Origin of the sequence: Rhizobium centroccidentale (assembly GCF_030182565.1) — a bacterium.
In the GTDB taxonomy this organism is placed as follows: domain Bacteria; phylum Pseudomonadota; class Alphaproteobacteria; order Rhizobiales; family Rhizobiaceae; genus Rhizobium.
This window is the reverse complement of the sequence record NZ_JAQJCG010000009.1, coordinates 38,085-55,011: the sequence shown is the minus strand read 5'-3', so window position 1 is coordinate 55,011 and position 16,927 is coordinate 38,085. Positions and strand designations below refer to the sequence as shown.

19 protein-coding genes are annotated in these 16,927 nt (G+C 60.0%); 13 read left to right on the top strand and 6 right to left on the bottom strand.

Annotation, left to right across the window (positions count from 1 at the left end; all coding sequences use genetic code 11):
* The first annotated feature begins 13 nt into the window (after positions 1-13).
* From PH562_RS13950 to PH562_RS13900, 11 genes are all read left to right on the top strand, one after another.
* Positions 14-1,261: an extracellular solute-binding protein gene (locus tag PH562_RS13950; RefSeq protein ID WP_285173697.1), complete on the top strand. Its 1,248-nt coding sequence runs from the start codon at positions 14-16 to the stop codon at positions 1,259-1,261.
* A 10-nt stretch (positions 1,262-1,271) separates the two neighbouring features.
* Entirely contained in the window at positions 1,272-2,156 is an 885-nt protein-coding gene (locus PH562_RS13945; RefSeq protein WP_285173696.1) for a carbohydrate ABC transporter permease, read from the top strand.
* Entirely contained in the window at positions 2,153-2,992 is an 840-nt protein-coding gene (locus tag PH562_RS13940; protein WP_285173695.1) for a carbohydrate ABC transporter permease, read from the top strand. The genes PH562_RS13945 and PH562_RS13940 overlap by 4 nt, the downstream gene beginning before the upstream one ends.
* Positions 2,993-3,081: 89 nt before the next feature.
* Positions 3,082-3,801: a PfkB family carbohydrate kinase gene (locus PH562_RS13935; protein ID WP_285173694.1), complete on the top strand. Its 720-nt coding sequence runs from the start codon at positions 3,082-3,084 to the stop codon at positions 3,799-3,801.
* A gap of 134 nt (positions 3,802-3,935) precedes the next feature.
* Entirely contained in the window at positions 3,936-4,394 is a 459-nt protein-coding gene (locus tag PH562_RS13930) for a phosphonate C-P lyase system protein PhnG (RefSeq protein WP_285173693.1), read from the top strand.
* 2 nt (positions 4,395-4,396) lie between these two features.
* Positions 4,397-4,942, top strand: a complete 546-nt coding sequence (gene phnH, locus PH562_RS13925) for a phosphonate C-P lyase system protein PhnH (protein WP_285173692.1) — start codon at positions 4,397-4,399, stop codon at positions 4,940-4,942.
* Positions 4,942-6,036 carry a carbon-phosphorus lyase complex subunit PhnI gene (locus PH562_RS13920; protein ID WP_285173691.1) on the top strand — a complete coding sequence of 365 codons (1,095 nt, stop codon included), beginning with the start codon at positions 4,942-4,944 and terminating at the stop codon, positions 6,034-6,036. The genes phnH and PH562_RS13920 overlap by 1 nt, the downstream gene beginning before the upstream one ends.
* A 70-nt stretch (positions 6,037-6,106) precedes the next feature.
* The gene (locus tag PH562_RS13915) at positions 6,107-6,943 is read left to right on the top strand and encodes an alpha-D-ribose 1-methylphosphonate 5-phosphate C-P-lyase PhnJ (protein ID WP_285173690.1); all 837 of its coding nucleotides are present in this window, start codon (positions 6,107-6,109) and stop codon (positions 6,941-6,943) included.
* Positions 6,943-7,770, top strand: coding sequence for an ATP-binding cassette domain-containing protein (locus PH562_RS13910; RefSeq protein ID WP_285173689.1), 828 nt, complete (start codon positions 6,943-6,945; stop codon positions 7,768-7,770). The genes PH562_RS13915 and PH562_RS13910 overlap by 1 nt, the downstream gene beginning before the upstream one ends.
* A gap of 14 nt (positions 7,771-7,784) precedes the next feature.
* Positions 7,785-8,531, top strand: coding sequence for a phosphonate C-P lyase system protein PhnL (locus tag PH562_RS13905; protein WP_285173688.1), 747 nt, complete (start codon positions 7,785-7,787; stop codon positions 8,529-8,531).
* Positions 8,518-9,672, top strand: a complete 1,155-nt coding sequence (locus PH562_RS13900; protein ID WP_285173687.1) for an alpha-D-ribose 1-methylphosphonate 5-triphosphate diphosphatase — start codon at positions 8,518-8,520, stop codon at positions 9,670-9,672. The genes PH562_RS13905 and PH562_RS13900 overlap by 14 nt, the downstream gene beginning before the upstream one ends.
* Positions 9,673-9,721: 49 nt before the next feature.
* Here PH562_RS13900 and PH562_RS13895 read toward each other — a convergent pair whose 3' ends face one another.
* Both PH562_RS13895 and PH562_RS13890 read right to left on the bottom strand, forming a co-directional pair.
* Positions 9,722-10,570, bottom strand: a complete 849-nt coding sequence (locus tag PH562_RS13895) for an SDR family oxidoreductase (protein ID WP_285173686.1) — start codon at positions 10,568-10,570, stop codon at positions 9,722-9,724.
* Between the two features lie 6 nt (positions 10,571-10,576).
* Positions 10,577-11,770 carry a phytanoyl-CoA dioxygenase family protein gene (locus tag PH562_RS13890; protein WP_285173685.1) on the bottom strand — a complete coding sequence of 398 codons (1,194 nt, stop codon included), beginning with the start codon at positions 11,768-11,770 and terminating at the stop codon, positions 10,577-10,579.
* A 108-nt stretch (positions 11,771-11,878) separates the two neighbouring features.
* Here PH562_RS13890 and PH562_RS13885 point away from each other — a divergent pair, with 108 nt between their 5' ends.
* Complete coding sequence (locus PH562_RS13885; RefSeq protein ID WP_285173684.1) at positions 11,879-12,898, top strand: LacI family DNA-binding transcriptional regulator; 1,020 nt, start codon at positions 11,879-11,881, stop codon at positions 12,896-12,898.
* A gap of 46 nt (positions 12,899-12,944) precedes the next feature.
* Here PH562_RS13885 and greA read toward each other — a convergent pair whose 3' ends face one another.
* A complete protein-coding gene (gene greA, locus PH562_RS13880; RefSeq protein ID WP_285173683.1) occupies positions 12,945-13,427 on the bottom strand; it encodes a transcription elongation factor GreA in 483 nt (160 codons plus the stop codon).
* A gap of 260 nt (positions 13,428-13,687) precedes the next feature.
* Here greA and PH562_RS13875 point away from each other — a divergent pair, with 260 nt between their 5' ends.
* Positions 13,688-14,314 (top strand): LysE family translocator, encoded by a 627-nt coding sequence (locus PH562_RS13875; RefSeq protein WP_174718638.1) that lies wholly within the window; start codon positions 13,688-13,690, stop codon positions 14,312-14,314.
* Between the two features lie 25 nt (positions 14,315-14,339).
* On the opposite strand, the gene PH562_RS13870 is transcribed toward PH562_RS13875, so the two are convergent.
* The 3 genes from PH562_RS13870 to PH562_RS13860 form a co-directional block, all read right to left on the bottom strand.
* Positions 14,340-15,023, bottom strand: coding sequence for a GNAT family N-acetyltransferase (locus PH562_RS13870; protein ID WP_285173841.1), 684 nt, complete (start codon positions 15,021-15,023; stop codon positions 14,340-14,342).
* On the bottom strand, positions 15,023-15,514 hold the full coding sequence (locus PH562_RS13865; protein WP_285173682.1) for a MarR family winged helix-turn-helix transcriptional regulator: 492 nt from the start codon (positions 15,512-15,514) through the stop codon (positions 15,023-15,025). The genes PH562_RS13870 and PH562_RS13865 overlap by 1 nt, the downstream gene beginning before the upstream one ends.
* 528 nt (positions 15,515-16,042) lie before the next feature.
* On the bottom strand, positions 16,043-16,927 hold the full coding sequence (locus PH562_RS13860) for an intradiol ring-cleavage dioxygenase (protein WP_285173681.1): 885 nt from the start codon (positions 16,925-16,927) through the stop codon (positions 16,043-16,045).

Here is a 16,927-nt window from a genome sequence, read left to right as displayed (position 1 = left end):
TATTGAGGATAAGATGGTAGGACTTAATCGTCGTCAATTTATCGCAGGTGCGACCGCGGTTATCGGCACATCAATTGCCATGACGGGCAAGGCCCGGTCCGCCGATGCCGCTATCGAGATTTCGAGCACCTGGGGACCTGACAAGCCGTTCCAGAAGGTTGTCGACGCTTTCAACGCCAAGCAGCTCGGCATAACCGTCACCAACCGTTTCGACGGCGACTATGAGGCGGTGACCGCCAAAGCGGTCGCAAGCGTCGCCGCCGGCCGCCCGCCAGCCATGATGATCACCGGCTGGAAGTTCGGCTATTTCGCCAGACGCACCCTCGGCGCCCGCGACCTTCGCGAGATCAATTCCGCAAAGGCAGAAGCAATCCTTGCCAATTTCCGCCCGTCGGTCCTGCCGCTGGTCACCATCGACGGCGCAGTCATCGGCCTTCCCTGGGCGATGTCGACGCCGATCACCTATATCAACAGCGACATGTGGAAGGCTGCCGGCCTCGATCCCAATCTGCCGGAAACGCCGGATACGACGTGGCTCTATGAGAGCGCCCGCAAGCTCGATGCGGCCCTGAAAGGCAAGCACCCAACCTATCGCTCGCCGATCTCGCTCTCCAACAACGAATGGACGAGCCAGTCCTTCATCCAGAACGCCGGCGGCTTCATCATCGATCCCGATGGCAAGCTGGCCCTCAATAGTCCGGAAGCCATCGCCGGCATGAGCGAATATTGCGCTCCGGCCCATGAAGGTCTTTGGCTGCCCGTCAGCGACAAGGAGCAGACCGCCGCCTTCCAGTCCGGCGCGCTTGCAATCTGCACGACCAGCTCGACCGCCGCCGTCACCTTTCCGTTCGGCGCAGCAAAGGCTGTCACGACCAAATTCCCCGGGCTCCCAGGACATCAGCGCAAGATGAACAGCGGCGGCAATTTCCTCGCCATCTACACCCACAACAAGGAACAGGCGGAAGCCTCTCTTGCCTTCCTTGAATTCTGCGCCTCGAAGGAGGGCCAGGCGCTCTGGTCCGAGACCGGCTACCTCAACACCTCCAAGCACGATATTCCGCTGATCAACGAGTTCATGAAGCCAGCGGCGGCACAGCTTTCCGATGGCCTGACCGCAGAGACGATCTGGCCCGGCAAGCGCGGCCTCGAAGGTCAGGCCGTGTGGCGTAAGTGGGTCTCGCGCATGCTGCTCAAGGAAACGACTGTTACCGATGGCATCAAGGGCGCTCACGATGAGCTTGCCGGGCTGATTTCGGCATAGGCTGCGCATCATGCCATTTCGTCTTCGATCGCTGGCTCCCTATTTGTTCGTGGGGCCAGCCGTTCTTTCCGTCGCGATATTCCTTTACGGCCCGCTGATAGCGTCGATGTTGCTATCGGTGGTCGACTGGAATCTGCTGTCGGCCGACATCCGTTTTGTCGGCGTCGATAACTACGCGTCCATCTTCGACAATCCCGATTTCCGCATGGCGGCATGGAACACGCTGCTTTACTGCGTTGTCCTCATCCCTGCCGAGATCGTCATCCCTCTGATCTTCGCGGTGATGCTGCACGCGATAAGCAAGAATCCGCTGCAGGGGCTTTATCGCGGCAGCCTGTTCCTCCCGACGATCGTCGCCTATTCGGTTGCAGGCGTTGCCTGGTCCTGGCTTTTCAATCCGGTCAACGGCCTCTTCAACGAGGTGCTCGGCCATTTCGGCTTTCCGCCGTCGCGCTGGCACACGGATCCCAACCTTGCGCTGCTCTGCGTCAGCCTCGTCACCTTCTGGAAGACCTTCGGCCTCAATATGCTTCTCTGGCTGGCGGCGCTTGCAAACCTGCCGCATCAATTGCGCGAGGCGTCCGAGCTTGACGGTGCGGGTTCCACGCGGCATTTTTTCGATATCAGCTTGCCGCTGATGACGCCGACAGCCTTTTTCATCAGTGTCACGACTTTCTTCCATGTGCTCGACGACATCGTCGGCGTCATCGATGTACTCACCCATGGCGGCCCCGCCGGCAGAAGCTCGAGCCTTCTCTATTTCCTGTGGCAGCAGGGCCTGTTGTTCTTCCAGTTCGGGCCAGCAAGCGCTGTTGCCGTCGTCATCATCGTTCTCGTGCTCGCTATTACCTGGCTGCAGTTCCGCGTCAGCGAGAAGCGGGTGCATTACAGATGAGCGATATCGGTCACAAGCTTCACAGATTGCTGCTCCATGTCGTGCTCATGGCAATCTGCATCGCTACCGTGTTTCCGCTTGTCTGGATGGTGACGGCGGCCTTCACGCCAAACGACATGATCATGGCCAGAACCGTGCGCTTCTGGCCGGAAAATCCGACGCTTTCGAATTTCACCATCGCCGCAAGCCGGCATCCGATCTGGATGTGGCTTTGGAATTCCATGCTGACCGCAACCCTGATCACCATCGGAAAGCTCGTTCTTTCCGTGCCCGCCGGCTTTGCCTTCGGGCGACTAGAATTCAAAGGGAAGCAGGCGCTGTTCTGGTTCGTCATCGCCACCATGTCCTTCCCGAACGTGCTGGCGATCATTCCGACTTATATCGCAATCGTGAAACTCCAGGCCTTCAATACCTACGGCGCGATGATCATCCCTTCGATCCCCTATATCGGCTTCTATGTCTTCTACATGCGCCAGGCTTTCCGATCGCTTCCCGCTTCGATATTCGAGGCGGCACGCATGGACGGAAGCGGGTTGTGGCGGCAATTCATCGAGATCGGCGTCCCCAATGTCATTCCCGCAATAGCAGCCCTTTCGGTGATTTCCTTCATGGGGGCCTGGAACATCTATCTCTGGGGTCAGCTCGTACTGGATGATGCCTTCAAGAAGACGTTGACGACGGGTATTGCAGCCTTCGCCGATTTGGAGGGTGCAGAGCGGGCCTGGGGGCCGCTGATGGCAACAAGCCTGTTGTCGATCGTCCCCGTTCTCTTGATCTTCCTGCTGGCGCAGCGTTTCATCGTAGACGCGCTGGCACCAGGCATCGACGTCAGATAGGCAGATACATGCTCCGAATAATCGTAATCGGATCGGTAAACCACGATCGCATATGGCAGCTGGATGCACCGCTGATTCCGGGCGGACGCGTGCAATTTTCGTCCCGCACGACCCGTCTCGGCGGCGGCGCTTTCTATACCGGCCTGCAGCTGCTGGAATTGGGAGCCGACGTCGCCATCGTCTCGCGATTAATGCAGGATGAAGAAGGAGAAACCGCACTGCGATCACTTTCCACGGCCGGCTTCCATACCGAATACATCATGATGGCGCCTGGTGAGACGGCGCCGCTGGAAATTTTCCTCGAGCCGAGTGGAGAGCGGACGATCCTCGCACCGACCGGGCGGTCTCATCCACTGACAGTCGCCGGCAAGCTGTCGGGCACAGGCGTCTATATCAATGCCCTCGCGCTCGACGAAAGCCTTGTCGCGCAGATCGATGCCCAACCGCTCGTCCTGTCGCAATTTCCGTTGCGGCCAGCAACGCCGCGTCCGGCCGATTATGTCATCTCTTCGCGCGACGATGTTCCGGATGATCTCAATCTCGCTTGGCAGCGGGCCGGTAGGATCGCCGGTTCACGCCTGAAGATGCTGGTGCTCACCGACGGCACGCGCCCCATCACCCTGTTTGACGGCTTGCAGGCGGTAGAAATCAAGCCCGCTGCAAAGGTCGATACCACCGATACCATCGGTGCCGGTGACCGCTTTGCCGGCTCTTTCCTGTTTGCCTTGCTGCAGGGGCAGGCACCGCCGATCGCTGCGCGGGAAGCAAGCAGTATCACGGCGGAATGGCTGCGCGGACGCAGCGCCTAGGGATTCGCTGCACTTCGAAAATCTCCTCGAGCAAGGCAAAACGCCGTGGACAATTCATTCGAATGACTATAGTAATCATTCGAATATTTGAAAGCCCCGCTCCCGAACAAATTCTGATGCCCGAGGAAAAGATGATGACTGAGGAGAAGACTGGCAATCCGGTCAGCGCATCCTATACGCATGCGCAGGCGCTGGAAATTCTCGCCGCAGGTCGGCCGGCGAACGTAAAGGCCGCGGCCGAAAAGGTGCTCGACACGCTCGGCGAAGTCGATGTCGTCGCGAACCGCACCGGCCTTGCCATGCTGCCGCTGATCGATACCGTTCGCAGCACGGCCTTCCATCTCGGCGAAGTTCTGGTGTCCGAAGCACATATCCGCGTGCCGGATCGCGCAGTGGAAGGCTATGGCGCAGTCGTCGGTCGAGACCTCGAGCACGCTATGGGCATGGCGATCATAGATGCCGCAATCGCTGCCGGCCACCAGGCCGATCTCGTCCTTGAGCTCCTGAATACCGAACAGCGCCATCAGGAAGAAGAAGACCGGCGGCTCCTTCAGAAAGTCGAAGCAACCCGCGTGCAGATGGAGACATTCTGACCATGGCACATAATCTCCAGCCGACCCTCGACGATACGCGCACCAACGCCACCTTTGAGGAACTCATGTGGGCGCTGAGCCGACCCGGGCAGCCGCGGGAACTACCCGCCGAAGGCTTCTGGCCGCTCGCCGAAAGCCTGCTTGACCGCGAATGCAGCTTCCATGTGGCAAATGATCCGTCCCTGGATCTAAAGATGGCCGCAACCGGGGCAAGGCGGATGCCGCTTGCCGATGCCGACTATGTCTTTGCTGCCATCCGCTCCGCCGAAAACGTCGAAGCCCTGTCGAGATTGCGCATCGGCAGCCTGCTTTATCCGGATGACGCAGCGACTCTGTTTGCTCCCGCGCACTTTGGTTCCGGGCAACAACTGCGCCTTACCGGCCCCGGCATCAAGGACAACGTCACAGTCTCGGTCGAAGGCATCGATCCTGCCTTTTGGCAGATGCGTGCCAAGGCCATCCGCTATCCGCTCGGCTGGGATCTCTATCTCATCGATGGAAGACGCCTGCTCGGCATTCCCCGCTCCACGAAAATCGAGGTGCTCTGATGGCCTATGTGGCAACCCGCGGCGGCGAATACGCCATCGAACAGGCGGAACGGCTTTTCCGCACCGATCTCGGTCCGATCACGCGCGAGCGCGTCGAGGCCGTTCGGACCGGCCTTCCCTATCTCATCGACCGGTTGATGGGTGAAGCCTCGCTTTATGAACCCGACCTCGCCGCTCTGGCGCTCGCCCAGGCCGGAGGTGATCTCTACGAGGCGATCCTTCTGCTGCGCGCTTACCGCACGACGCAGCCACGCATCGCCGTTGCCGAACCCGTCAGCCAGCCGGATCTTCTGACGGTCCGACGCATTTCGGCTGCCTTCAAGGACATTCCGGGTGGCCAGATATTGGGGCCGACGCTGGACTACTCCCATCGCCTGCTTCAGGTCGACGTGTTGCAGGGCAATGACTATGTCCCGGAGCCAGTGATCCCCGCTGCAAAACCAGCGCCGGCGACGCACCCCTCACTCACCAGCTGGCAAAAGGCACAGGGGCTTATTCCGGATCATCCGGTCGAGACGGTCGCGCCTGAGGAAATCCCCGATCTGACGCGCGAACCGCTGCTTTTTCCGGCAGCACGCGCCCATAAGCTGCAGAGCCTGGCGCGTGCCGACACCGGCGGCACGCTGGCGCTCGGCTATGCCACTATGCGCGGCTATAGCGCCGTGCATCCGACCGTCAATGAGCTGCGCCTGGCATACGCGCCGGTTCGTCTGCGCCACCCCTCCGGCACCGTCTTCAGCGCCGGTCGCGTTCGTGTCAGCCAGACGGAGGTGATCTCCAAGGCGAAGGATTTGCAATTGGGCTTTTCGGCGACCTTCGGCTGGAACGAGGTGAAGGTGATCGCGGCGGCAACACTCGATCTTGCCTCCAATCAACCCAATCCGCATCCGGCCGCGAACGAAGAATTCGTTCTCTATCACACCGAGCCGGTCGAAAGCTCCGGCTTCTGCATCCACTTCAAGCTTCCGCACTATGTGACGTTCCAATCGACCCTCGATGCGCTGCGCCGCGTCAAGACCGACAAGGACGCTGCCGCCGCAAAGCCGGTCGCCACCGAAAAGCTTGCCTCGCAACAGGAGGAGGTCGCGCTATGAAACTTCAGGAACTGACCAAGCCCTGGATGGCCTTCAACTACGCTTTCTCGATGAATCCGCCAAGCGCGAAATGCGCCGCCGCATTTTGAAGGCGATCGCCATTCCCGGCTATCAGGTGCCCTATGCGAGCCGCGAAGTGCCGATCGCCCGCGGCTGGGGAACAGGCGGGCTACAGGTCACGCTGACGCTGCTCAAGCCCACATCCGTCGTCAAAGTCATTGACCAGGGATCCGACGATTCCGTCAATGCCAGCAGCATCCGCAAGTTCGTGGCGCGGGTTGGCGGCGCCGTCGAGACGGAAGACACGATGGCCGCAACCATCATTCAGTCCCGCCACCGCATTCCGGAGGAAAAGCTGCGCGAAGATCAGGTCCTGGTGCTGCAGGTTCCGAATCCGGAACCGTTGCGCCCGGTGCAGCCGGATATGTCTGTCGCCCGCGAAATGCATGGCGATGCCGATTATGGGCAGCTGTGGTTGGTGCTCTACGAACAGCTCGTCAAATCGGGACGGATCATGCAAGGGTCCAGCTATCCGAGCATGGTCAACGGCCGGCATGTGATGACGCCATCGCCGATCCCGCGCTGGGACGTGCCCAAGCTCAATCAGGCGGACCACCTGACAATCCTGTCCGCCGGCCGCGAGAAGCGCATCTTCGCCGTGCCGCCCTATACCCGCGTCGAACCGCTTGTTTTCGACGATGTGCCCTACCGCGTCGAGGATCACCAGGACAAGACCTGCTACCGCAGCGATGTCACCGGTTTCTTCATGAACGAGCTTCCGCAGGAAGACGGTTCCTCGCAATACGAACTGTCCGACAGCCATTTCGGCGTGAAGCACATCCGCAAGTCGGAAGCCGAAGCGGTCGAGATCGGCGAGACCTGGTACAAGAATGGAAGGATGGGCTAATGGCCGCGCTTGATACCGCTCAATCGGCAGAGCTGACCCGCGAGCCGCCGCGGCTGATGTTGGCCGAGCCCATCCTGACGATGCGCGGCATTGCGCGCAACTACGGCAATGTCACCGCCCTTGGCGGCGTCGATGCGACGGTCTATCCTGGCGAAGTTCTCGGCATTGTCGGCGAATCCGGCTCCGGCAAGTCGACGTTGCTCAGGATGATGAACCTTGAGGATACGCCCGACACAGGCACCTACAATCTTGCTCTTCCCGGGCACGAGACCCGCAATCTGTTTACGCTCGACCGCTTCGAGCGGCGAATGCTGAGAGCGCATCATATCGGGATCGTCTATCAGAATCCGCATCTCGGCCTGCTGATGAACCACACCAGCAGCGGCAATGTCGCCGAGCGCCTGCTGATTGCCGGCAACCGCAATTTCGCCGAGCTGCGCGAACGGGCGCGCCAGTCGCTCGATGCCTCGGAATTTCCGATCGAGCGCATGGATGCCCGGCCGAACGAGCTTTCCGGCGGCATGCAGCAGCGCGTGCAGCTTGCCAAGGCGATCGCACTGGAACCTGCCGTGCTGTTGCTCGACGAGCCGACAACCGGCCTCGACGTCAGTGTTCAGGCGCTGGTTCTCGACACGCTGAAGCGGCTGCAGCGCGAGCGTTCCATCACGATGGTTCTGGTTTCGCACGATCTCGGTGTCATCCGCACGATGGCAGACCGGGTTATGGTCATGCGGCGCGGCAAGGTCGTGGAACAGGGCCTGGCCGACCAGATCTTCCAGGATCCGCAGCACGCCTACACGCAGCAGCTCGTTCACGCCAAGCTTTGAGGGAAACGCTAGAGATGAATATTCAGGTTTCCGCCAGACAGGCCAAATCTCCGGTGCTGCGCGTCCAGGGCCTTTCGAAGCAATTTGAAATGCATCACCTCAAGCGCACGCTGTTTGCCTTCGAGAATATCGAATTCGACCTGAATGCGGGTGAATTCATCCTGCTCAAGGGCGAGAACGGCGCTGGCAAATCGACGCTGCTGCGCACGCTCTACCGCTCTTACCTGCCGCGCGCCGGCCACGTCTATTATCACACGCAGGAAGGGATCATCGATCTCGCGACGGCGGCGGATGTCGACATTGCCGTGCTGCGCCGCCGCGAAATCGGCTTCGTCACCCAGTTCCTAAATGCGCGTCCTCGCGTCGCCGCCGAGGAGATTGTCGCCGAACCGCTAAGGCTTGCCGGCGCATCGCATACCGAAGCCCTGACCGAGGCGCGGCGCTGGCTCGACGCTTTCGGCGTGAAGAAACAGCTCTGGTCAGCCTATCCCTCAACCTTCTCCGGCGGCGAGCAGCAGAAGGTCAATCTGGCCCGCGCGCTCATCCTGCCGCAGCGCCTACTGCTGCTCGACGAACCGACCGCTTCGCTCGACTATTCCGCCCGCCGCGCACTGGTCGAAAGACTGACACAGCTCAAAGCGTCCGGCGTCGCGATGATCGGTGTCTTTCACCATCCGGACGATGTAAAGGCATTGATCGACCGGGAACTTCATCTGGAAGCCATCAAGATCGAGGACGAGCAAGACGATGTGGCTGAGTAATTTCGAAATTATATTACAGGATCGCGTGGTCGAGCGCGGCGCTATCAGGATCGAAGATGGACTGATCGCTGAAATCAGCGAGCGGCCTGTCGAAGGAGCGGAAGTGGACGGGCACGGCCGGTTTCTGCTGCCCGGCTTTGTCGACATGCATGGCGATATGATCGAAAAATGCGTGGAGCCGCGCGTCAATGTCCGCTTGCCGCTCGAACTCGGCGTCTACGACCTCGACAAGATGCTCGCCGCCAACGGCGTGACGACAGCCTACGCGGCTGTCGCCTTCACCCCGGCAACTTACGGTCATGTCCGCTCCATAGAGCATACCCATGCGATGATCGAAAAGCTCGCATCGATGCGGGAGGAGCTTTTGATCGACCACCGCATCCATGGCCGCTTCGAAGTGACGTTCCTGCCTGCATTGAAAGAGGCAAAGACCCTGATCGACGCCGGCGCGCTGCACCTGATTTCGCTGATGGATCATACGCCGGGCCAGGGACAATATCGCGATATCGAGCTGCATATCGCCAATACGGCAAAGGCCAAGAAGATCAGCGAGGCGCAGGCGGCAGAACTCGTGAAACAGCGCATGGCGGCCCGCTCCGAGCATGGCGACAGCATGGACATCATCAACAGCCTGGCGGAGCTGGCCCGCGAGCATGGCGTCGTGCTTGCCTCCCACGATGACGACACCGTCGAGAAGGCAGCACTTCTGCATAGCCTCGGCGCTGCAATCAGCGAGTTTCCGATCAATATCGCGACGGCCACCGAAGCAAGGCGACTGGGATTGGCGACGGCCATGGGCGCGCCGAATGCGGTGCGCGGCCTTTCCTATTCCGGCAATCTTTCCGCGCGGGAAGCCTATGAAGCCGGCGTGCTCGATATCCTTGCGAGCGACTATCACCCCTCGGCCATTCTGCCTGCTGTGATCGCGCTTGCGGAAATCGGCAAGGGCGGCCTTCCCGCCTCGGCGGCATTGGCAAGCGCCAACCCGGCAAAAGCGCTCGGCCTGAATGATCGCGGCCGCATCGCCGAGGGGCTACGCGCCGATCTCGTGATCGCAGAACGCGGCCGGGTGCCGCGCGTGCGCAGCACGATCCGCGGCGGCAAGATGGTCTGGTCTGACGGAACGATCAAGGGTTTCTGAGCCACGGAGAAAGCCAGTTGGCATTTCGCGCCGGCAAGCAGCCTGCCCATCAGCGGGAGGGTATTTCCCTCCCGCCAATCTGCGTGACTTGCATCGCTTTCTCCGGATGCGGCGACCCTTCATAGGCGCCCCAGATCGACTGATCGAAATTGATCGTGGCGCCTGTCATCAAGCCGGATTCCTCCGATGACAGGAAGGCGACGGCGCGTGCGACCTCGGCAGGATCGACCAGCCGGCCGAACGGCTGCTCGGCAGCGGCTTTTGCCAGCCAATCTTCGGCGGCGCCATGATATTCGCGTTGAATGCGATCCTCGCCATCGCTCGACATCCAGCCGATATTAAGCGCGTTGACCCTGATGCGGTTCCTGAGCAGGGAGAAGGCTGTATTGCGGGTCAGCGTATCCAGCGCGCCCTTGGAAGAGCAATAGGCGCTGATGAAGGGCTGGCCGGCCATCGCCGACATCGAAGAAATATTGACGATCGTTCCTTCGATGCCATTGGCGATCATGTTCTTGATCGCGTCCTGCATCAGGAAGAAGGGCGCGCGCACATTCACGGCGAACATCCGGTCGAACAACTCCGGATCGGTGTCGAGAATGGTACCGCGGTCGGTGATGGCGGCGACATTGACGAGAGCGTCGATGCGACCGAACTTTTCGACCGCGGTCGCGATGACTTTACGGCAATCCTCGACCTTACCGAGATCGGCCGTGACGAAGGCGACCGGTATTTTGTAGCGGTCACCGATCTCCCGTGCCTTGGCCTCGCCCTTGGCGGTACTGCGGCCGCAGATCGTCAGGCCGGCAGCGCCCCGCTCGGCAAAGAGACGCGCGACTTCCGCGCCCAGCCCCTGCGTGCCACCGGTTACGACGGCAAATTTTCCATCCAGTCGGCTCATCGGGTCTCAAGCCTCCCTGCGTGTGGCGTGGGCGGCGATCAGCTCGGCAAATCGCTTCGCGTCCGTCCCGGCATCGATCGCCTCAGCCATGATCTGCGCCTGGGTTTTCGGCGCGAGACCCCCGACCGGCGGATCGCTGTCGAGATTGGTCGGGAAGGCATATCCCTCAGCGGTCGATGCAATGACGTTGGCAGCCTCTGCCCGGTTCAGCGTACCGGCATCGAGAGCGGCGACAAGCGCCGGATAGACCGTCACCGACATGCGGCTGCGATTGACGCTCTCCATTGCGCGCCCGAAGGCCGAGGATACCTGCAGGAGGTTCGCCATGCGGTAGATGTCCTTCGAGACATTGTTGCCGGCACCATGCATGACGGCCGGATTGAAGAAGACGGCATCACCCTTTTCCAGCGGTAGTTGCACGTGATGTTCGGCGAAATAGGCCTGAAATTCCGGCCTGCCGAAGGCGATGTAGCCTTCGAAGAAGGTCTGCGAATAGGGCAGGAACAGCGTCGGCCCGCTTTCGAGCGGCATGTCGCAATGCGCGACCGCTCCCTGCAGTGTCAAGAGCGGCGAAACCGCATGGATATGGCCGGGATAAGCCTGCATCTGCTGCGGCGACATGAAGCCGAGATGATAGTCGCGATGCGGCTTCTGCGCGGTGCCGCCGGGATTGACCCGGTTCATCTGCGCCGTCATCTGATAGCCGACGCCGAGCCAGGCCTCCGACACCATGGCGACCGCCGTCGAGGCATAATAGCGGGCAAAATTTTCCGGATCCGCCAGGCAGTGTTTTTCCAGCGCATTCCATATGCGATCATTGGCGCCGGGCTTGGCGAAATGATCGCCGGCCCCCTTACCCTTCTCTTTTTCCTCGCGGACGATGGCTTCGAACACGGCAGTCGCGCGATCGACGACTGCCGTATCCGGCATGGCGTTCTTGATGACGACGATGCCGGGACCTGAGGTAAAGGCTTCTACCCACTCGGCCATCAGGGCGCGACGTTCGTCTTCATCCCCGACGGCGCTGCGAACCTTGTCGCCATCATAGATGAGCATGTTTTTCTCGATCCCCGCCGCCAATGGCCAGTCCGCCAGATTGGCGGTCTTTTCGACCAGACCTTTGAAAGTATCGAAATTGCCGCAATCGGCCGACAACCAAACCTTTTGGCTTCGTCGGCTGGCGAGCGTCTGAGCGTCCATGGTGTTCTCCTCCCAAAGTGACGTTGGACTTATGAGGTTGATCCTAGTCTCGGTCGGACTTATGAGAAAGAGATAAAACCCCTCAAAAACACCTCAGAAAGAACAGCCTTGAAATCGCCTTTCCCATTGAAAGACATCGCGCTGCAGGCTGGTCTCAGCCTCGCGACGGTCGACCGGGTCATGCATGAACGCCAAGGCGTCCGCGCCGTGACCCGCACGCGGGTCGCAGCGGCGATTGCCGAGCTGGAGCGGCAATATGTACAATCGGGCTTGGCAGGGCGGCGTCTCGTCATCGATGTCGTTATGGATACGCCGCAGCGCTTCTCAGCGGCCGTCCGCGACGCCTTCGAGGCTGAATTGCCCGGCATGCGGCCCGCATCATTTGCCGCGCGCTTTCATGTGGCCGAGACGATGAGCGAGGCCGAGCTTCTATCCATCCTGCGTGCTATACGCCGGCGCGGCAGCCATGGTGTCGTGCTCAAGGCCGCGTCGACGCCGGCCATTGCCGATTTCGCTGCCCAACTCATGGCAGCAAAGATCCCGGTTGTTACACTGGTGACCGACCTGCCGGAAAACTCCCGTATCGGCTATGTCGGCATGGACAATCGTGTGGCCGGTTCGACCGCCGCCTATCTGCTCGGCCGCATGGCCGGCGAACGAGCGGGCAAAGTGTTGGTGACATTGTCGAGCAGCCTTTTTGCCGGCGAGGACGAGCGTGAGCGCGGATTTCGCGATGTGCTTGCGGAGCGTTTCCCCCATCTTTCGGTCGTCCGAATTTCCGAAGGGTTCGGCGTCGACCGCACGACGGAACTGCTCGTCCGCGACGCGCTGGAACGCGAGCCGGACATCCGCGCGGTCTATTCGGCCGGCGGTGGCAATCGTGCCATCTTGAAAGCCTTTACCGAGGCCCGGCGCGAATGCACGGTCTTTGCCGCCCATGATCTCGATCAGGACAATATCCGGCTGCTCGCCGCCGGCGAGATCACCTTCGTTATCCATCACGATCTGCGCCATGACGCGCGTAGCGCCTGCCAGCTCATGCTCGCCTATCACCGGATGCTGCCGGCAGATTTTCAGGTGGCACCATCGAGGGTCGCGATCGCAACGCCGTTCGAACCGGCGCATTGATCGAACACCGCAGGCATGCGCAGAAAGAGGGCGCGCGGAAAAACCGCTATTCGATCGCCGTGATCTCCAGCTCCTCCTTGCCAAGGGTCAGGACGTCGCCAACCGTCTTTCCCATCAGCAATCTTGCGACTGGCGAGACGTAGGAAATCGATCCCGCCTTGGGATCGGCCTCGTCCTCTCCGACGATGCGATATTTTTGCACGCGGCCGTCCTCACGGCTGTAGGTAACCGTGCTTCCAAAAGCGACGACCTCAGAGGAGACTGGCGCCGGCATGACTTCGGCGGTGCGAACCCTTTCCGCGAAATAGCGTGCATCGCGCAATGGAATAGCTGTCTGCCGTCGGCGTTCGTTGATATCCTCGATTGCGTTTGCTGCTTCATAGGCTTTGCGCGCGTCCTGAAGCTGCGATTCCAGAGCCTTCAGGCCGGCGTCGGTGACGCGGTTCGGATGCGGAGAAATCGGCCGATCGGGCAATACGGTTTCCGCGGCCGTTTCAGCGCTTTCTTCCTTCATGAACGCAGTGCTCAATTTCAAACTCCATTGTGAAGCACTAAACCTTGAAACCCCATACTATAGACCAGGTGGCAATGCTGGAGGAATAGAACAGCCGATAGAAAGCCCAGATCGCCGAAAGAGGCCGGATCGCCGGCAGCGGACATTGCCGACCGCAACTCGACATGGTTGTTGCAACGATCCCTAAAACGATTAGTCTTCAAGCCAGCTAACAACGGATACAAGGTTTCCATGTAGCGGGGACTTTGCGACGGCACCCAACTTCAGAGAGATCGATGATCAGCCTCGGTGTTTTGACGACTTATATATTGGTGGTATTTGGCCTGATGGTCATTCCAGGGCCTGCCACGTTGCTCACGCTCGCCAGGGCGGTCAGTGGTGGCAAGCGCGTGGGATTGGCAACCGGCGTTGGAATCGCCGCCGGCGATCTCTTCCATACGATGATGGCGACCTTCGGATTGTCGGCATTGCTGGCCACATCCGCGCTGGCATTCGAGATCGTCAAATATGCCGGTGTCATCTATCTGATCTATCTGGGTTTCAAGGCTTTTGTCGAGAAAAGCGGTAGCATCGACCTGCCGACTGCTCAGGCTATTACTCCCATGCGCGCGTTTCGGCAGGGTTTCTTCACCGAGATCCTCAACCCGAAGACAGCGCTTTTCTTCCTGGCCTTCCTGCCGCAGTTCATCCATCCGGAAAGCGGGTCCGTCATCGGGCAATTCGCGCTGCTGGGAGCGATCTTCGTCATCCTCAGCATCGGCGTGACCTCGCTTCTGGCGGTCGGTGCCGGCTCGATCGGTGGCTGGCTGCGCCGCAACCGTACCATCGGCCGATGGCAGGGAAAGGTCATAGGCACGATCTATATGGCATTAGGCCTGAGGCTCGCGCTGCAGCAGCAGTGATCGCCCTTACTGCGACAAAGGAAAATCAAACCGCCCGCCGTTTGACGACGCAGAGGTTCATCTCAGAGCGGAGGCGAAAGCCCATCGCTTCATAGAGCGCAATTGCGGGGGCGTTCGTGGTGTAAGCGTGCAGATAAGCGGTTTCACCTCGAGCTGCGATCTCACCAGCCACGAAACGGAAGAGCAAAGTGCCGAGGCCTCGTCCCTGAAAATCAGGATGGGTGCAGAGGCCGCTAAGCTCGGCAAATCCGGTCTGGCGCATGCGCTGGCCCGCCATGGCGACGAGGCGCCCGTCGATTTTCACCCCCCAGAAAGAGCCGAGGCTCTGCGCGCGCAGCGTGAAGGGGCCGGGCTTCGTGAGCGTGGCAAGCGCCAGCATGTCCGCAGCATCGGTCTCCGTCAGCGGCTCGATCCGGCGATCCGAGATCCGCTCGGAAGGGCGCTGCGCGATCATCTGCACAAGCGTGGCACTGGAAAGGGTCACCAACCCTTCCGGAACGATGATGGGCTCCGCCTCGACGATCGCCATGACCTCCTCTCCCAAGGGCAGCTTTGCCAGGGCTTGGAGACTTTCGGTCGAATTGTCCGCGGACGCCGCAAAGGGCACGATGGAAGGCGGATAGCGGCGCGCAAGCGGGCCGCCCTCAGCCAATGAGGCGTGGGCGGTTTCAAGGGCACTCCAGATCGGGCGGTCGAGAATGTGGCTCATCATTGCTGCTCCTTGCCGAGGTTGCCGCGTCGCTTGAGCGGAGCTTCGGCCAACCCATCCTCGATTGCGGCCAGTTGTTGCAATATCGGCCCGGAAAGATCGCCGCAGAGCTCACGGACCGCCTGCTCTATGCGCGGCCAGACGGATTTTTTCGAATAATCGATAAGTTCCTGTCCCTTGGAAGTCAGAGAGATCAGACGGCGACGCTGATCTTCGGTCGAGGCCTGCATGTCGACATAGCCCAACTCCAGAAGCTGTGAGACGGTGCGCGTCGCGCCCGGCTGGGTGATACCGACAGCCTGGGCAAGTTCGCCGATCGTCAGCGGCCCGGCACGATCGATGGCTGCAAGAAACGGATACTGGGCAGACTGCAGAGAGACGTCCAGCTCCTCCATGATCTGCTGCGTGTCGGCCTGCAGACGCTCGCCGATCCGGCGAAACCGGCTGCCGAGACAGAGGAAGCCCATCGCCCTCACAATATCTTCAGTCAAATCGACCTCCACTCCTCAATTTACATAAATTGTTATATAAAGTGTTATGTAATTATGATCAAGCACAGATGGTGATTTGAAAGATACGCACATACAATCTTAATGATTGCATTCACCGACCAATCCCGGCTTTTGTAGATCCCCGCCATACAAAGGCGGACTAACGCTGAGGTCGTATACTGTTTGAATCTGGAACGCGCGACAGAGCCTCTTTAGGGAGAGGAATTGCCGACGCGCTCCTCCTTATGTGAGGAGGCCTCGGAACTACATCTATTCGGGAAAGCTTACTTTCCGATTATTCTGAGGTTGTATTGAAGAATTGCGCGTCAGTACCGGATCATGAAGAATTTCCATAAGTAAATTCGGGCGATCGCAGCACCCATGGCAGAGCGCCACGATCGCTTATCGCCTAGAGCTGGATGATTTTAGGTCGAATCGACCTAAAATCTGAATCCGCTCTAGCATCAAAGAAGTAGAGCGTGATGTCGTCCGAAAACCGCCTACACTTTTCGGCATCACGCTCTAGTTTCACTTCCGTTCCGGCGCCAGCACGAAATCGTGCTCGACCTGCCAGAACGCGCCCCGGAAACCCAGTTTTTTGGCTCGGACGGCATCATCCGTCCGCTTGAACTCGGCAAGCAGGCTCTCCTTGACACCGAACACCGCATCGGAATGGATATAGGGATCGTCTGGATCGAAGATATGGGTCGTCAGCGTCTCAAAACCATCCGCCTTGATGATGTAGTGCAGATGGGCCGGTCGGTACGGATGACGGCCGAGTGCGGCGAGCAATTGACCCACAGGACCATCATCCGGGATCGGATAATATTTCGGCTTCACCGCCCGGAACCAGTAGTGCCCGTCCTTGCCGGTGCGGAAAATGCCGCGCAGGTTGAAATCTGGCTGGATACCCTTCTGCTGGACATCGTAGAAGCCTTCGTCATTGGCCTGCCAGACGTCGAGCACCGCGTTTTCGATCGGCCTGCCCTTGGTATCGAGAATGCGGCCGCTGATCACCATGTCCTCACCCTTCTGGTCGAGGCAGATATTGGCGCCCATCGGCAGCTCCGGCGCATCGGCGACATGGAAGGGGCCAAGTACCGTGCTTTCCGAGGCGCCCGACGGCTTGCGGTTGTTGATCGCGTCGACCAGCATCGAGACGCCGAGCACATCCGATAGCAGAATGAATTCCTGCCGCCAGTCGGTGCAGGTATGGCCGGTGCGGGTGAGAAAGAAGATCGCCTCCATCCACTCGTCCTGTGTCGGCTCCAGCTCCTTCACCGCCTCATGCAGCTTGCGTGTGACGACCTCCATCACCTGCTTCAGCCGCACATCCGTGGTATTAGCATTGCGGCCGGTGACCACTTCGACGGAATTTTCCTCGGTGAAATAGCCGTTCTCTTCTACGCTCAT

Coding starts and splice junctions, on each gene's coding strand:
- PH562_RS13950 (WP_285173697.1), top strand. CDS start 14: ATGGTAGGACTTAATCGTCGTCAATTTATCGCAGGTGCGACCGCGGTT.
- PH562_RS13905 (WP_285173688.1), top strand. CDS start 7,785: ATGAATATTCAGGTTTCCGCCAGACAGGCCAAATCTCCGGTGCTGCGC.
- PH562_RS13915 (WP_285173690.1), top strand. CDS start 6,107: ATGCGCCGCCGCATTTTGAAGGCGATCGCCATTCCCGGCTATCAGGTG.
- PH562_RS13895 (WP_285173686.1), bottom strand. CDS start 10,570: ATGAGCCGACTGGATGGAAAATTTGCCGTCGTAACCGGTGGCACGCAG.
- PH562_RS13945 (WP_285173696.1), top strand. CDS start 1,272: ATGCCATTTCGTCTTCGATCGCTGGCTCCCTATTTGTTCGTGGGGCCA.
- PH562_RS13920 (WP_285173691.1), top strand. CDS start 4,942: ATGGCCTATGTGGCAACCCGCGGCGGCGAATACGCCATCGAACAGGCG.
- PH562_RS13940 (WP_285173695.1), top strand. CDS start 2,153: ATGAGCGATATCGGTCACAAGCTTCACAGATTGCTGCTCCATGTCGTG.
- PH562_RS13910 (WP_285173689.1), top strand. CDS start 6,943: ATGGCCGCGCTTGATACCGCTCAATCGGCAGAGCTGACCCGCGAGCCG.
- PH562_RS13900 (WP_285173687.1), top strand. CDS start 8,518: ATGTGGCTGAGTAATTTCGAAATTATATTACAGGATCGCGTGGTCGAG.
- PH562_RS13860 (WP_285173681.1), bottom strand. CDS start 16,927: ATGAGCGTAGAAGAGAACGGCTATTTCACCGAGGAAAATTCCGTCGAA.
- PH562_RS13930 (WP_285173693.1), top strand. CDS start 3,936: ATGACTGAGGAGAAGACTGGCAATCCGGTCAGCGCATCCTATACGCAT.
- PH562_RS13890 (WP_285173685.1), bottom strand. CDS start 11,770: ATGGACGCTCAGACGCTCGCCAGCCGACGAAGCCAAAAGGTTTGGTTG.
- phnH (WP_285173692.1), top strand. CDS start 4,397: ATGGCACATAATCTCCAGCCGACCCTCGACGATACGCGCACCAACGCC.
- PH562_RS13870 (WP_285173841.1), bottom strand. CDS start 15,023: ATGAGCCACATTCTCGACCGCCCGATCTGGAGTGCCCTTGAAACCGCC.
- PH562_RS13875 (WP_174718638.1), top strand. CDS start 13,688: ATGATCAGCCTCGGTGTTTTGACGACTTATATATTGGTGGTATTTGGC.